Raw genomic sequence first — 13,790 nt, forward strand, 5'->3', positions numbered from 1 at the left:
CCGAGCGGTGCATAGTAGGCCGGTGGACCTCGACGACATCGCCGACGAGCTGTACGGGCTCGATCCGGGCGAGTTCACCGCGGCCCGCAGCGAGCACGTCGCCCGCGCCCGTGAGGCCGGAGACCGCGAGCTCGCGGCGGCCGTCGGCCGGTTGCGCAAGCCGACCGTGTCGGCCTGGCTGGTGAACATGCTCGTCCGCGAGAAGTCCGAGGAGGTCACGGCCCTGCTCGGGCTCGGCGACGCCCTGCGCTCCGCGCAGCGCCAGCTCTCCGGGTCCGAGCTGCGGCGGCTGTCCACGCAGCGACGGCGGGTGATCGGTGCGCTCGAGAAGACCGCGGCCCGCCTCGCCGCCGAGCATGGCCGGCGGGCGTCGGAGGCGGCCCTGCGCGAGGTCGGCCAGACCCTGCACGCCGCCCTCGCCGACGCCGATCTGGCCGAGCAGGTGCGCGGGGGCCGGCTCGAGGCGCCCCTGGACTACAGCGGCTTCGGCCCGGTGGGGCTGTCGGTCGTCCCGCCCCCGCCGGCACGGACGGACACCGAGGCGGACGAGGCCGAGCGCACCCGGCGCGCCGCCGCCCTGGAGACCGCCGTCGCCGAGGCGGAGGCGGCGCGGAACACCGCCGACGAGGCGCAGTCGGTGGCGGCGCGGGCACGCGCGGCGGTCGAGGAACTCGACGGGCACGTCGCGCGGTTGCGCGAGGAGCTGAGCCGGGTGGAGCAGCGGCGCGAGTTCGCGCGACGCACCGCCCGGTCGGCCGACGAGGACGCCGCGAAGGCCGAGGACGCGGCGCGGCAGGCGGAGGAGGCGGTGCGCGCGCTGCGGGAGCAGGACTGACGTCGCCCGATCAGCCCCGACGCGCCGCGGCGGCCTCGGCCTGTTCGTCCGCGACGACGGGCGTGGCGGCGAGACCGGACACCGATCCCCATTCGGCGGCGAGGGCCGTCGCCTCCACCTCGTCCTCCTCGCGATCGCTGAGCGGACGCGTCGCCGGTTGCCCGCCGACGAGAACGAGCACCGCGGCGGCGGCCGCGGCCGCGGCGCCCAGCGCGAACGCCGCGACGAACGCGCTCTCGCGGACGACGCCGCCGGTGCCGGCGACGGTCAGCGTGGCCAGCAATGTCGTCACCACTGCGCTGCTGAGCGAGCTGCCCGCCGTGCGGGCGATGGAATTGATGCTGTTCGCGACCCCGGTCTGATCGGGGCGCACCTCGGCGACGAGGAGCGCCGGCAGCGCCGCATAGGCGAGACTGACGAAGGTGGTGACGAGGATGCCGGAGACGATCAGCTGCCAGCTCCGGTCGTGCACGACCGCCACCAGGGCGAAGCCGGCGATCCCGAGAACGCACGCTCCGATCAGCACCCAGCGGGCGTCGAACCGGTGGATGAGCCGGCCCGCCAGTGCCGCGGCGACCACACCGACGAGCGCGCCCGGGAGCATGTACACCGCGGTCGCCTCGAGCACGGTGGCGCCGAACCCGTATCCGGCGACGGCGGGCGGGGTCTGCACGAAGTATGCGGTGGCGAGGAAGCTGACGAACATGGCCATGCCGACGAGGAACGCGGCGCCGTGCACCACGAACACCGGCCGGTGGGTGAGCATCCGCGGCGGCACGAGCGGCTCGTCGACGTGCCGTTCGAAGAGGAACCACCCGGCGAGCACGGCCAGGCCGAGGGCGGCGCTCGCGACGGTGGGCGGCGCCGCCCACCCCCACGTTCCGCCCTCGGACAGGGCGAGCAGCACCAGCGCCAGGCCGACGGCGAGCAGGGCCGCGCCGAGCCAGTCGATCCGGCCTCCCTCGGCCCGCCGCCGCTTCGGCACGACGAGGAAGGCGCTCAGCAACGCGACGACGTTGAACGCCGCCACCAGCCAGAACACCCGGCGGTAGTCGCCGCCCGAGACCATCAGGCCGGTGAGCACCATGCCGATCGCACCACCCACGCCGAGCGTGCCCGAGAACAGGCCCATCGCGCCGATCAGCCGCTGCGGCGGCAGTTCGGCGCGCAGCACGGCGATGCCGACGGGGAACAACGCGAACGACACGCCCTGCAGTACCCGGCCGAGAAGCAGAAGCGCGAACGAGTCCGTGGCGGCGCACAGCAGCGAGCCGACGAGCACTACGGCGAGGACGGTAAGCAGAACCGGGCGTTTGCCGCGCAGGTCGGCCAGCCGGCCCAGCAGCGGCGTGGTGACGGCGGCGGCGAGCAGGTTCGCGGTCAGCACCCAGCCGGCGGCGGTCGTGCTCACGCCCAGCTGGTCGCGGATGGTGCCGACGATCGGCACCACGGACGTCTGCATCACGGCGATCGTGGTGATGATGAAGCACAGCACGGGAACCAGCAGCCGCGCACCTCTCGGATCGGACATCGGCTCTCCTCGACGCTGCAACATGAAACTAAATTCAACTAAACATCTACCGGACGCTCGGTCTCGCCGTCCAGGCGCATGCGAAGCCCGGGCCGCCGTCGGACCGCCGTGGCAGGGTGTCCCCGTGACGCCGCGCACCCTCACCGCCCGCGCGCTCGGCCGCGCCACCCTCGCCCGGCAGCACCTGCTGCGGCGCGGCGACCTGCCCGCGATCGAGCTGGTCGAGCAGCTGCTGGGCTTGCAGGCCCAGGCGCCGAGCCCGCCCTACTTCGCGCTGTGGGCGCGGTTGCGGCGGTTCCGGCCGACGGCCCTGGCCGACCTCCTCGAATCACGCGACGTGGTGCGCATCGTGCTCATGCGCGGCACGGTGTTCGCCGTCTCGGCGGCCGACGCGGTGGCCCTGCGGGACTGGATCCAGCCGCTGCTGGACCGGGACCTGACCACCAACCCCCAGTATGCGGCCGGTCTGGCGGGGCTGGATCTGCGCGAGCTCGCCGCCGTGGGCCGCGACCTGCTCCGCGACGGCCCGCGCAGCCTGCAGGAACTGCGCCCGCTGCTCGCCGAGCGGTTCCCCGGCCGCGACCCGGCCGCGCTTGCCTACGGGCTGCGGAATCTGCTTCCGCTGGTGCAGGTGCCGCCGCGGGGGCTGTGGGGGCGCTCCGGGCAGCCGAGACTCACGCCGCTCGACGAGTGGATCGGTCGCGGCCCGGCACGGGCGGACCCGGCCGTCGTCCTCCGGCGATACCTCGCCGCGTTCGGGCCGGCGAGCGTGCGCGACGCGCAGACCTGGTCGGGGCTGACACGGCTCGGTGAGGTCTTCGAGCGGTTGCGTCCGTCGCTCGAGGTGTTCCGTGACGAGAACGGTGTCGAGGTGTTCGACCTGCCCGACGCCCCGCGACCCGCACCGGCGACGCCGGCGCCGGTGCGGATCCTTGCGCCCTACGACAACGTGCTGCTCTCGCACGCCGACCGGACCCGGATCGTGCCCGACGAGCACCGTCGCCGGATCATGACGCAGAACGGCATCGTGCGCTCGACCTTCCTCGTCGACGGGACCGTCGCCGGGGCCGCGAACCTCATCGTCACGAGGAATTCGGCCGTGCTCGAGGTGACCCCGTGGCAGCGACTGACAGCCACCCGGCGCGCGGCGGTCGAGAAGGAAGGTCTGCGGCTGACGAGATTCGCTGCTGCGACCGCCGAAGTGCACGAGGTGCGGTTCGTCGAACAGTAGGCGCGCGGCGGCAGGCGTGGCCCGCCCGCGGACGGGGTATCCGGCGGGCGGACCGAACTACCCGCAGGAGCAGCAGATGAGCAATCAGACCGACACGTCCCTCGACCTCGCGGAGACCGCCCGCAGGCACGCCCGCGAATACACGGCGGGTGAGGACCTCCCGATGCGGGGGTACGCGACGGTCCTTGCCGGGTACAGCACGCTCGTCACCGTCGCCGTGATCGGCGCGCTGGTGACCGGCCGGCGGCTGCCCGACCGGTTGAGCGGCGAGGACCTGATCGTGCTCGCCCTGGGCACGCACAAGCTGTCGCGGACGGTCACGAAGGACGCGGTGACCAGCCCCCTGCGGGCGCCCTTCACCCGGTACACGGGACGGGGCGGTCCCGCCGAGGTGACGGAGGAGGTGCGCGGAACGAACACCCTGCGGCACAGCCTCGGGGAGCTGCTCACCTGCCCGTTCTGCTTCGACGTGTGGGTGGCGACCTTCTTCACGATCGGGATGGTCTTCGCGCCGCGCCCGACGCGGCTCGTCGCCGGGCTGTTCGCGGCCCTGGCCGGCGCGGATTTCCTGCAGTTCGCCTACGCGAAGGCGCAGCAGAGCGTCGGGTGAGCGCCGCGGCCCGTCGCCCCCTGTGCCGTCTCGGGCAGGACGGGCCGTGCAGGATCCACGCGCCGGTTCGGAATCCGCCCGTGCTGCGGCGTGGGCGGATTCCGAAGTCGCGGGCGGATCCACCGGGCGCATCCGCCCGGCCCGCCTGGGGGACGTCAGGCGATGTCGGGCTCCGGCTCGGGCTCCGAGTTCTCGGGGCGCAGCAGGTCGTGCTCCTCGACCGCCTCGAGCGAGAGGGTGCGGTAGCCGTATCCGTCGAACAGCACGGTGATCCGGTCCGTCTCCGCGCTCATCACCTCGCCGGCGCCCCACTGCGCGTGCACGACCCGGGTGTGTAGCGGAATCGATTCGTGACGAACATGATTCGCCGGCTCGGGCCGGCTCTCGGGGATCCCCTCGCGGCAGCAGTCGCAGTGGCCGCACGGTTCGAGCAGCGACTCGCCGAAGTACCCGAGCAGGAACTGCCTTCGGCAGCCGCGGGTTTCGGCGTAGCCGCGCATCATCTCCACGCGGGAGCGGTCCATCCGTTCGCCCACCGCTGCCACCTCCGCCGCGCGCCGGACGGCGATCTCCACCTCGACGGTGCGTGCGGTGAACCCCTTGCGTCCCGAGGAGACCACCCCGGCCCGTTCGAGCAGGTTGACCGCGTTGGTCAGGGTCCGTCCGCGGGTATCCAGTTCGGCGCGTAGGTCTTTCAGTCGCGTCGGGGCTTTCGCGCGCCGCAGCGCGGTGAACGCCCGGCCGAGCAGTTCCTCGTCCGGGCGGTGGGTCGTGAAGAACTTCGCGAGCGAGAGGTCCTCGGGCCGGTAGAACAGCAGCGCCTTCGCCTCGAGCCCGTCGCGCCCGGCCCGGCCGATCTGCTGGTAGTAGCTGTCCACGGAATCCGGCGCGGAGGCGTGCGCGACGAACCGCACGTCGGGCTTGTCGATGCCCATGCCGAACGCGGAGGTCGCCGCCACCACCTCGTACTCGCCGTCGAGGAACCCGTGGTGTACCCGCTCGCGCGTGGCCGACGGCAGGCCGGCGTGGTACGCGGCCGCTCGCAGTCCCCGTTCGGCCAGTTCGGCCGCATAGAACTCGGCGTCCTTGCGCGTCGCGGTGTACAGCAGCCCGGGCGTCTCGAGTCCGGCGACCGTCTCGATCACCGCCCGGCGTTTCTCGGCGTCGGTCGTGTACCGCTCGACGGCCAGATCGATGTTGGGCCGATCGAATCCGCTGGCGATCACCACCGGGTCGCGCAGGCGCAGCTCCTCGACGATCTCCTGCCGCACCGGCGGCGACGCGGTGGCCGTGAGCGCCACCACCGGGGGCCGGCCGAGCCGGTCGAGCGCGTCGGCCAGGCGCAGGTAGTCGGGCCGGAAGTCGTGGCCCCACGCGGACACACAGTGCGCCTCGTCGACCACCACGAGGGAGACGTGCGCGTCGGCGAGACGGGCCACCACCTCGTCGTTGGCGAGCTGCTCCGGCGCCAGGAAGACGTACTCCACGGTGCGCTCCCGGATCGTCTCCCACGCGGCCGCGGTCGCCGAGGCCCGCTGCCGGGAATTGATCGCGACCGCGTCCGGCGCCGAGGTGGCGTCGAGACCTGCGATCTGATCGTTCTGCAGCGCGATGAGCGGGGAGATCACCAGGGTCGTGCCCTCGATCAGCAACGCCGGCACCTGGTAGATCGCCGACTTGCCCGATCCGGTGGCCATCACCGCGAGCACGTCCCGGCCCCGCACCAGCGGTTCCATCGCGTCGAGCTGGCCGGGACGCAGTTCCTCCCAGCCGAACACGCGGCGCGCGGCCGCCCGTAGCTCGGCCCGGATGTCACGCGGTCCGGTCGTGTCGGCTGCGTCCTGCACGGTCGCCGTCAAGCGTGTCCTCCTGTCGTGGGCCCGGTCCTCCCGACCAGGGTACGGAGCGCATGGAGTCCCCAACCCCAGCGCGGACCGGCGCCGGCACGCTTCTCGACCGGCCCGAGGCACCCGGGCGTTCGGTGGGCGCCCTCGGTGGCTGACCGGGGATACCTCCGGCGCCCCGGGATCAAACCGGTGGGCGTGCGCTCACCGCGGGGCCCGCCGCCGCAGCCGCTCGATGATCTCCTCGTTCCACACGTGCCGCCGCACCAGCCGGTACCGTTCGCCGGCCAGCCACAGATACGCCTCGGCGTCGGTGCGGGTGCGCAGCATCCCCGCCGCCCGCACCATGTCGACCACCGGTACGAACTCCTCGTCGAACCACCGCTGCGCCACCACGTCGCGGGTGAGGAACTCGCCGCGCTCCTGCATGAGCCGGAAGCCCCACGCCTCGATGCACTCGGCCAGTTCCGCGTAGTCCCACGGGTCCCGGACGGTCACCGCATCACGCCGGCTGCCGGTGAGCGGCACCCGGCTGAGGAACATCCGGTAATGGTCCTTGCGCATCAGGTCCGAGTGCTGGGTCACGCCCTCCGGCGAGATCCGGGTGACGATCTCGGTCACGTAGGCGTCGATGGTCGCGTCACCGCGGGCGTAGGCGATGGAGACGCGGTGGTGCCCGTCCACCACGAAGTGCATCGTCCCGATGCGGTACACCGTGATCGGCGGCACCGCCTCGCCCCGGCGGCGGGCCGTGGCCAGCTTCTCCCACCGCTGGCGCAGCCGCGCCGACGTGGGCCGGAACCGCCGGTCGAAGTCCTCGGTGCGGTCCACGCTGCCGACGATCGAGGCCACGTCGATGCTCTGCAGGCCCAGGCGCCGTTCCCCGACCCGGCCCAGGGCCCGCACCACGGCGTCGAACGGCAGCACGGCGTTGACGTCCTCGGGTTCGCGGCGCAGCCACGCGATCAGCCGCGCGTACTCGGCGCGCCGCCGCTGCCGGGAGAAGTCGTCGCCGGCGTCGGCGCCGGGGAAGCCGGTGTCTCGCACCATTACACGACGGTACCGGCGGACGGGGTCCCGGTCGGCCGGATCGGCGCAGGCCGCACCTGCGGCGCGGGACCCGCCTCGGGTCTACATTGCAGGGGTGATCGACGCCGTGCTGCCCGCCGTCCGTGCCCATCTCAGCGCCCGCCTCGGGGGCGGCGATCCGGAGACGGCGTCCGTGACGTTCCTCGGCCTCGAACCCATCGAGGTGCTGCGCTTCCGCGTGGAACAGCCGGACCTGGTGCGGTTCGCGACCCTGGGGTGTTCGCGGCACCCGATGGGCGACCCCACCGCGACGGTCGCCGACCCGACCCGCGGGCCGCGCGCCGAGCTGATCCTCAGCGTGCGCGGCCTCAGCGGCAGTCTCCCGGGACTGGTCCGCACGCTCGCGACACTCGCCGCCCTGCCCGCGGTGGAGGGCGTCGTCCTCACCGACGACGCCCTGCTCGACCTGGGGGAGCCGCTGTGGCAGGGCGCCACCTTCACCGCGGTGATGCTCGAGCCGAGCGACGTCCCCGACCTGGTGCTGCCCGAGCCCGCCGACCCGGTGCGGTTCTTCGAGGTGATACCGCTGACCGGCACCGAGGCCGCGTGGAAGCGGTTGCGCGGCGGCGCTGCGCTGCGCGAGGCGTGGTCGGAAGCCGGCATCGACGTGCGGGACCCGAACCGCGCCCCGGCCCGCATGTGAATCGCGCCGTCAGCGGGGCACGACGACCCCGATCGGGCCACCGGCGAGGCAGACGTCGAGCCCGGCCGACGCGGAGCGGGCCTGCAGCCCGGTGCCCGCGCCCGGGACCCGCGCGTACACCGTGCCCAGTCCCGCGGTGACCGGCACCCGCGCCCGCGGCGCGGCGGGGAAGCCCACCTCGATCTCGCCGTCCGCGGAGGCACGGTAGTTCAGCTGCACCGTCCATTCCCCGCCCACCAGCGCGGTGTCGGCGGGGAGCACGGTCGTCGTCGACGCGGTGAGCAGATGCCCGCAGTCGGGTACCGGCCCGGGCAGCACGTGCCGCACCGGGACGAGACCCGCCGGCACCAGCCGTCCGCCGTCGTCGAGCACCTGCAGTTCGGGGGTGACGGCGCCGATCTCGGCGCGTCCCGGCAGCGGCGAGAACACGCGGCTGAGCAGATTGTGGGGGTGGGTGACCGGCAGGAGCACCCACACCGAGACGGGATGATCGAGGATCGGCACGTCCGGCCGCGCGGTGAGCGCGGACTTCGCGGCGGCCAGGTACGCGCCGGTGGGGTTGTCGGCCCAGGTGCGGGCGAACGTCGCCGTCGACCACAGGCTGCTCGCCGCGAAGGTGACCGCGCACCCGGCCGCGACGAGCCGCCGTGCCGGTGGTGCGGGGGGCGCGTCGCCGCGCGACGGAGCGCGCAGGATCAGCGCCGCGGCGATCGCGACGACGACGGCCGTGTCGGTGTGGTAGCGCAGGGTCTGCGCCAGTTCGTACGTCGTGTCCGGACCGAAGCGGGTGCTGATCATCGCGGCCGTCGAGGCTGCCACGTAGACGGCCGTCGCGGCCCACACCCAGCCCGTGCGCCGGTTCCGCCGCAGCGACCACACCAGGACGGCGAGCACCGCCGCCCAGGCCGCCACGACCAGCCCGGCCGGCGGATCCGCCCACGGCGGGCCCGGATTCCAGCGGTCCCATCGCCACGGCCCGCCCAGCAGGGTCGGCAGCACCCCGAACGAGACGCCGTGGTGCGTCAGCCCGCGCACCATGTCGGCCGTGGGCGCCCCGAACCGGGACTCCACCAGGGACAGGTAGGCGGCCGCCCACCCGGCGAGGGCGAGCGCCGAGCCCAGCCACAGCGGCGCCCCGCGTACCGCCGCGGTGCGCACCGGCCGGCGGCGGCCGTCCAGCCGGTACATCAGGGCGACGGTCGCGAAGGCCACCGCCGGCACCAGCACCGACTTCTCGAAGAACAGCAGCGCGACGACGGTGACCGCCGTCCCGCTCAGCGCGTAGCGGATCCGGCCGGTGCGCACCAGCCGGATCGCGTCGCCGGCCACCCACGCCAGGGCCGCCTGCAGCGGCAGCGAATTCAGCCCCGCCGCCCACCACGCGAACGACGGCAGCGTCAGAGGGGTGAACAGGTAGAACAGCAGCGGGCCGAGCAGCGCCGGCCGCGGCCCCAGCAGCAACCACAGCACGCGCAGCACGGCCAGCGACGCCAGCGCCTGGCCGGCCACCAGCGTCGCCGCTGCGGGCCACCACTGCAGCGGCGCGAGGGCCGTGACGACGCCGGCCACCAGGAACCCACCCGGCATGAGATGGCCGTCGTGGTCGTAGCCGAGGAGTTCGAACGACAACAGCGGGTGCATGCCCGAGCGTCCGACCAGAATCAGGTCGTCCCAGTAGAACTCCCCGCGGAAGGCGAGCAGCGAGCGCACCGTCAGCTGCAGGGCGATCAGGACGAGTGCCGCCGCGAGCACCGCCGGGCCGGGTGTGCGCCCGTCGGGGGAGACCGGCGCGAGGCGCTCCCGGGCCGCGGTGATCAGAGCCATTTGTTGCGGCGGAACGTGACGAACAGGCCGACGGTGATCGCGACGATGGCCCCGATGACCACGAAGTATCCGTGCTCCCAGTGCAGTTCGGGCATGTTGTCGAAGTTCATCCCGTAGATCCCGGCGATCATCGTGGGTACGGCCGCGATCGCCACCCATGCCGAGATCCGGCGCATGTCGGTGTTCTGCTGCACCGTCACCTTCGCGATCGCGGCATCGACGAGAGTGCTCAGCGTCTCGTCGTAGTCCGCGATGCGCTCGGCCACCTTGGTGTGATGGTCGGCGACGTCCCGGAAGTAGCGCCGGACCTCCTTGGGCACCGGATTGCCCGCGCCGCGGGTCAGCTGGCGCAGCGGCGTCGCGAGGGGGAGCACCGCCCGCCGCAACTCCACGATCTCCCGCTTGAGCAGATAGATCTGTTCCACCGCGATGCGGGTGTCGGGCGTGAACACCAGTTCCTCGAGGTCGTCGATGTCCGGCTGCACGGCGTCGACCACGGCGAGGTACGTGTCCACGACGTGGTCGGCGACGGCGTGCAGCACCGACGACGGCCCCAGCGCCAGCCGTTCCGGCGCCGCCTCGAGCCGATGCCGCACGTCCGCCAGCGCCGAGTGGTCGCCGTGGCGGACGCTCACGACGAAGTCCCGGCCGCAGAAGAGCATGATCTCGCCGGTCTCGACGATCTCCTTCGTCGTGGTCACCGACTCGTGCTCGACGTAGTTCACGGTCCGGAGCACCAGGAACGTCACGTCGTCGTAGCGCTCGAGCTTGGGCCGCTGATGCGCGTGTACCGCGTCCTCGACCGTCAGCTCGTGCAGGCCGAACGTGCGGCCCACGCTCGTCATCTGCTGTTCGTCGGGCTCGTGCAGGCCGAGCCACACGAAGCCGGCGCCGCGCCGGCGCACCTCCGCGAGCGCCGCGCCGTGGGCGTAACGGCCCGGCAGTCGCATGCCGTCGACGTAGACGGCGCAGTCCACGACGGCCCGCTCGGCGGGGATCCGCAGGGCGGGCGCCGCGGCGCCGGTCCGTCGCGACGAGTGCGAGGGCAGGTTCGGCATCGGTTCCCTTCCGCGCGGCACGCTCCGGCCCGCACCGGGCGGGTCCGGGCCGTCACTGCGTCATGCTAACCCGCCCCGGGCCGGCCGCCGGGGCTGCGCGACGGCACCTGACACACTGGTGGGGTGCGTATCGACCTGCATGCCCACTCGCTCGCCTCCGACGGGACCGACACCCCGGCGGGGCTCGTCCGCGCGGCCGCCGAGGCCGGGCTCGACGTCGTCGCCCTGACCGACCACGACACCACCGCCGGCTGGGACGCTGCGGCCGACGCCCTGCCCGGGGGACTGCGGCTGATCCGCGGCATGGAGATGTCGTGCACCGGGCGCGGCGAGGACGGCCGGCCCGTGGCGGTGCACCTGCTCGCGTACCTGTTCGACCCGCGGGACGAGGCGTTCGCGGTCGAGCGGGAGCGCCTGCGGGCGGAGCGGGTGGCCCGCATCCGGGCGATGGCCGAGCGGATGGCCGACGACGGGCTGCCCGTCGACCCCGAACGGATCGTCACCGCCGCCGGCCCGGTGGCCGGCCGACCCCACCTGGCGCGTGCGCTGGTGGAGGCGGGTGTCGTCCCGAGCATCGACGCCGCCTTCGCAGACCTGCTCTCGTCGCGGGGCCGCTACTACGTCACCAAGGCGGACACGCCGCTGTCGGACGCCGTGCGCATGGTCGCCGCGGCCGGCGGCGTCACCGTCGTGGCGCATGCCCGTGCCCGCTCGCGCGGGCGGCTGCTTGCGCTCGACCACATCGAGGAGCTCGCCGAGCTGGGCCTCGGGGGCCTCGAGGCGGACCATCCGGACCACGATCCGGACGACGCGCGGCTCATGCGGGACATGGCGGCGAAGCTCGACCTGTTCGTGACCGGGTCGTCCGACTACCACGGCGGCAACAAGAAAGTCTCCCTCGGCCGGTACACGACGGACCCCGAGGCGCTCGAGGCCCTGACGGCCCGTGCCACCGGGATCGAGGTGCTTGCGGGATGACCACCTGGGGCCGCCCTGCGCGACGTCACGACCGCGCCGACGGGTACGACGACTACCACGCCGACGACTACTACGCCGACGACTCCGGCCGCGACCCCTACGGCGCCCCCACGGCGGCGCCGTCCCGCCCGGGTCGCGGGGCGCCGCGGCGGGACGGGCTCGTCGTGCGGGGACTGCGGGCGCTGTCCGGCGTGGTGTGCGGCGCGGTGATCGTCCTGACGGTGGTGGTCTGGGCGGCGCAGTACCTGGGCGACAAGCGGGATTTCCCGGGACCGGGCTCGGCGTCGCTGTCCGCGCACGTCGTCGCGGTGGTCGTCGTGTCGGCCGCGCAGGTGTTCGCGGACCGCCGGCGCGGGCTCGCCGCCGCCGTGGGCGCCGGTGTGGTCTATCTCACGGGCGCGGTCCTGATGTTCACCCAGTGGTGGGGCTGACGTTTCGCGCGCCGTCCGTTACCGGTAGGTAACCGGCCGGCATCTCGGGCTTTTGCCTCGGAACGGCTCCGATCGCGGGGTCGACATTCCGGCTCGGCTGTCCAAACTCACAGGTGAGCGGGGAAAAACGTGAGACATTCGCAAGAAATACCGATTTGATTGTTGGGTTGTGAAGGTGGCAAACTTTTCCTCAATCCGGCGTCGGTGCCACCGCCCCGAAGCCGGACGAAGATGGCAGACCCTGTAGAGGGCTCGTCGCCAGGGCTCACCCGCCTCGGCGCCATCACGCTCCGGAAGTCGTACAGCGTTGTACAGCGGTAACCGTGATCGCGCCCGGAAGCTTCACCGAAATGTCCTTGGCGAAGCGCTGCGCCGGATGTCCGTCGCGCAGCTACTTCGCAGTAACCGGAACCCGAGTGGTTCCGGCTCGAGCAGGAGTGTCATCGTGTCAATCGTGTCTGATGCACCTACCCCCCGGAAGGTCGAATTGACCGACGAGGAAATCTTCAGCAGCCATATCGACGGCAAGCTGTCCGTCGAGCTCACCGCACCCCTGGAGACGCAGCGCGATCTGTCGATCGCCTACACGCCCGGCGTCGCGCAGGTTTCCCGCGCGATCGCGGCCGACGAGACCCTCGCCGACCGCTACACCTGGACCAACCGCCTCGTGGTGGTCGTCTCCGACGGTTCGGCGGTGCTCGGCCTCGGTGACATCGGCCCGCGCGCGTCGCTGCCGGTGATGGAGGGCAAGTCCGCCCTGTTCAAGAAGTTCGCGGGCCTGAACTCGATCCCGCTGGTGCTCGACACCAAGGATCCCGACGAGATCGTCGAGACGCTGATCCGGCTGCGCCCGAGCTTCGGCGCGGTCAACCTCGAGGACATCTCCGCCCCGCGCTGCTTCGAGATCGAACGACGCGTCATCGAGGCGCTGGACTGCCCGGTCATGCACGACGACCAGCACGGCACCGCCATCGTGGCACTCGCCGCGCTCAAGGGCGCCGCCAAGGTGCAGGGCCGCGAGCTGGCCGGCCTGCGCATCGTCATCTCCGGCGCCGGTGCCGCCGGCGTCGCCGTCGCGAACATCCTGCTCGCCGCCGGCGCGGCCGATGTGACCGTGCTGGACTCGAAGGGCATCGTCTCGGCCGAGCGCACCGACCTGAACGAGGTCAAGGTCGACCTGGCCGCGCGGACCAACCCGGCCGGCCGGCACGGCGGGCTGATCGAGGCCCTCGACGGCGCGGACGTGTTCATCGGCGTCTCGGCCGGCACGGTGCCGGAGGAGATCGTCGCTCGGATGGCCGACGGCGCGATCGTGTTCGCGCTGTCGAACCCGGATCCGGAGATCCACCCGGAGGTCGCCGCCAAGCACGCCGCGATCGTCGCGACCGGCCGCAGCGACTTCCCGAACCAGATCAACAACGTGCTGGCCTTCCCCGGTGTGTTCAAGGGCGCGCTCGACGCGGGCGCCCGGCGCATCACCGAGGGCATGAAGCTCGCCGCCGCCGAGGCCATCCTCTCGGTCGTCGGTGACGAGTTGGCCGTGGACAAGATCGTCCCGAGCCCTCTCGATCCGCGGGTGGCGCCCGCCGTCGCCGAGGCCGTCGCGGCCGCGGCGCGGGCCGAGGGCGTCACCGACTGACGCGATCGACCGCACGCCCCGGCCGGAGCCCGCACCCAGGTTCCGGACCGGGGCGTTCGGCTTTCCGGGGATGCGCG

General features: G+C 73.0%; 12 protein-coding genes. 7 read left to right on the top strand and 5 right to left on the bottom strand.

Annotation, left to right across the window (positions count from 1 at the left end):
- Positions 1–22 precede the first annotated feature (22 nt).
- Positions 23–835, top strand: coding sequence for a hypothetical protein (locus ISO16_RS26045; RefSeq protein WP_006938762.1), 813 nt, complete (start codon positions 23–25; stop codon positions 833–835).
- A gap of 10 nt (positions 836–845) precedes the next feature.
- Here ISO16_RS26045 and ISO16_RS26050 read toward each other — a convergent pair whose 3' ends face one another.
- Positions 846–2,366, bottom strand: a complete 1,521-nt coding sequence (locus tag ISO16_RS26050; protein ID WP_043799265.1) for an MFS transporter — start codon at positions 2,364–2,366, stop codon at positions 846–848.
- Between the two features lie 124 nt (positions 2,367–2,490).
- Here ISO16_RS26050 and ISO16_RS26055 point away from each other — a divergent pair, with 124 nt between their 5' ends.
- Together ISO16_RS26055 and ISO16_RS26060 are read left to right on the top strand one after the other, a co-directional pair.
- A complete protein-coding gene (locus ISO16_RS26055) occupies positions 2,491–3,597 on the top strand; it encodes a winged helix DNA-binding domain-containing protein (protein WP_072634739.1) in 1,107 nt (368 codons plus the stop codon).
- A 76-nt stretch (positions 3,598–3,673) separates the two neighbouring features.
- Positions 3,674–4,207: a DUF1360 domain-containing protein gene (locus ISO16_RS26060; RefSeq protein ID WP_006938758.1), complete on the top strand. Its 534-nt coding sequence runs from the start codon at positions 3,674–3,676 to the stop codon at positions 4,205–4,207.
- Positions 4,208–4,362: 155 nt separating this feature from the next.
- On the opposite strand, the gene ISO16_RS26065 is transcribed toward ISO16_RS26060, so the two are convergent.
- Together ISO16_RS26065 and ISO16_RS26070 are read right to left on the bottom strand one after the other, a co-directional pair.
- Positions 4,363–6,066: a RecQ family ATP-dependent DNA helicase gene (locus tag ISO16_RS26065; protein ID WP_083662453.1), complete on the bottom strand. Its 1,704-nt coding sequence runs from the start codon at positions 6,064–6,066 to the stop codon at positions 4,363–4,365.
- 189 nt (positions 6,067–6,255) lie between these two features.
- Positions 6,256–7,101, bottom strand: a complete 846-nt coding sequence (locus ISO16_RS26070; protein ID WP_006938754.1) for a ParB N-terminal domain-containing protein — start codon at positions 7,099–7,101, stop codon at positions 6,256–6,258.
- A gap of 94 nt (positions 7,102–7,195) precedes the next feature.
- On the opposite strand from ISO16_RS26070, the gene ISO16_RS26075 reads away from it, so the two are divergent.
- Positions 7,196–7,783, top strand: a complete 588-nt coding sequence (locus ISO16_RS26075) for a suppressor of fused domain protein (protein WP_072634740.1) — start codon at positions 7,196–7,198, stop codon at positions 7,781–7,783.
- A gap of 9 nt (positions 7,784–7,792) precedes the next feature.
- Here the strand turns inward: ISO16_RS26075 and ISO16_RS26080 are convergent, their stop codons facing one another.
- A complete protein-coding gene (locus ISO16_RS26080) occupies positions 7,793–9,607 on the bottom strand; it encodes a hypothetical protein (protein ID WP_083662454.1) in 1,815 nt (604 codons plus the stop codon).
- Positions 9,598–10,665, bottom strand: coding sequence for a magnesium/cobalt transporter CorA (corA, locus tag ISO16_RS26085; protein WP_029542492.1), 1,068 nt, complete (start codon positions 10,663–10,665; stop codon positions 9,598–9,600). Before corA ends, ISO16_RS26080 begins: the two co-directional genes overlap by 10 nt.
- A gap of 123 nt (positions 10,666–10,788) precedes the next feature.
- Here corA and ISO16_RS26090 point away from each other — a divergent pair, with 123 nt between their 5' ends.
- The 3 genes from ISO16_RS26090 (at position 10,789) to ISO16_RS26100 (ending at position 13,713) form a co-directional block, all read left to right on the top strand.
- On the top strand, positions 10,789–11,643 hold the full coding sequence (locus ISO16_RS26090) for a PHP domain-containing protein (protein ID WP_072634741.1): 855 nt from the start codon (positions 10,789–10,791) through the stop codon (positions 11,641–11,643).
- On the top strand, positions 11,640–12,074 hold the full coding sequence (locus tag ISO16_RS26095; RefSeq protein ID WP_029542497.1) for a hypothetical protein: 435 nt from the start codon (positions 11,640–11,642) through the stop codon (positions 12,072–12,074). The genes ISO16_RS26090 and ISO16_RS26095 overlap by 4 nt, the downstream gene beginning before the upstream one ends.
- A gap of 445 nt (positions 12,075–12,519) precedes the next feature.
- Positions 12,520–13,713 (top strand): NAD(P)-dependent malic enzyme, encoded by a 1,194-nt coding sequence (locus ISO16_RS26100; protein WP_029542499.1) that lies wholly within the window; start codon positions 12,520–12,522, stop codon positions 13,711–13,713.
- The last annotated feature ends 77 nt before the right edge of the window (positions 13,714–13,790 follow it).

This window comes from Rhodococcus sp. M8 (assembly GCF_015654185.1).
GTDB classification, from domain to species: Bacteria; Actinomycetota; Actinomycetes; order Mycobacteriales; family Mycobacteriaceae; genus Rhodococcus; species Rhodococcus aetherivorans.

Bases quoted from the DNA above. Each gene is read 5' to 3' on its own strand.
- ISO16_RS26050 (WP_043799265.1), bottom strand. From the start codon at position 2,366: ATGTCCGATCCGAGAGGTGCGCGGCTGCTGGTTCCCGTGCTGTGCTTC.
- ISO16_RS26060 (WP_006938758.1), top strand. From the start codon at position 3,674: ATGAGCAATCAGACCGACACGTCCCTCGACCTCGCGGAGACCGCCCGC.
- ISO16_RS26070 (WP_006938754.1), bottom strand. From the start codon at position 7,101: ATGGTGCGAGACACCGGCTTCCCCGGCGCCGACGCCGGCGACGACTTC.
- ISO16_RS26080 (WP_083662454.1), bottom strand. From the start codon at position 9,607: ATGGCTCTGATCACCGCGGCCCGGGAGCGCCTCGCGCCGGTCTCCCCC.
- corA (WP_029542492.1), bottom strand. From the start codon at position 10,665: ATGCCGAACCTGCCCTCGCACTCGTCGCGACGGACCGGCGCCGCGGCG.
- ISO16_RS26095 (WP_029542497.1), top strand. From the start codon at position 11,640: ATGACCACCTGGGGCCGCCCTGCGCGACGTCACGACCGCGCCGACGGG.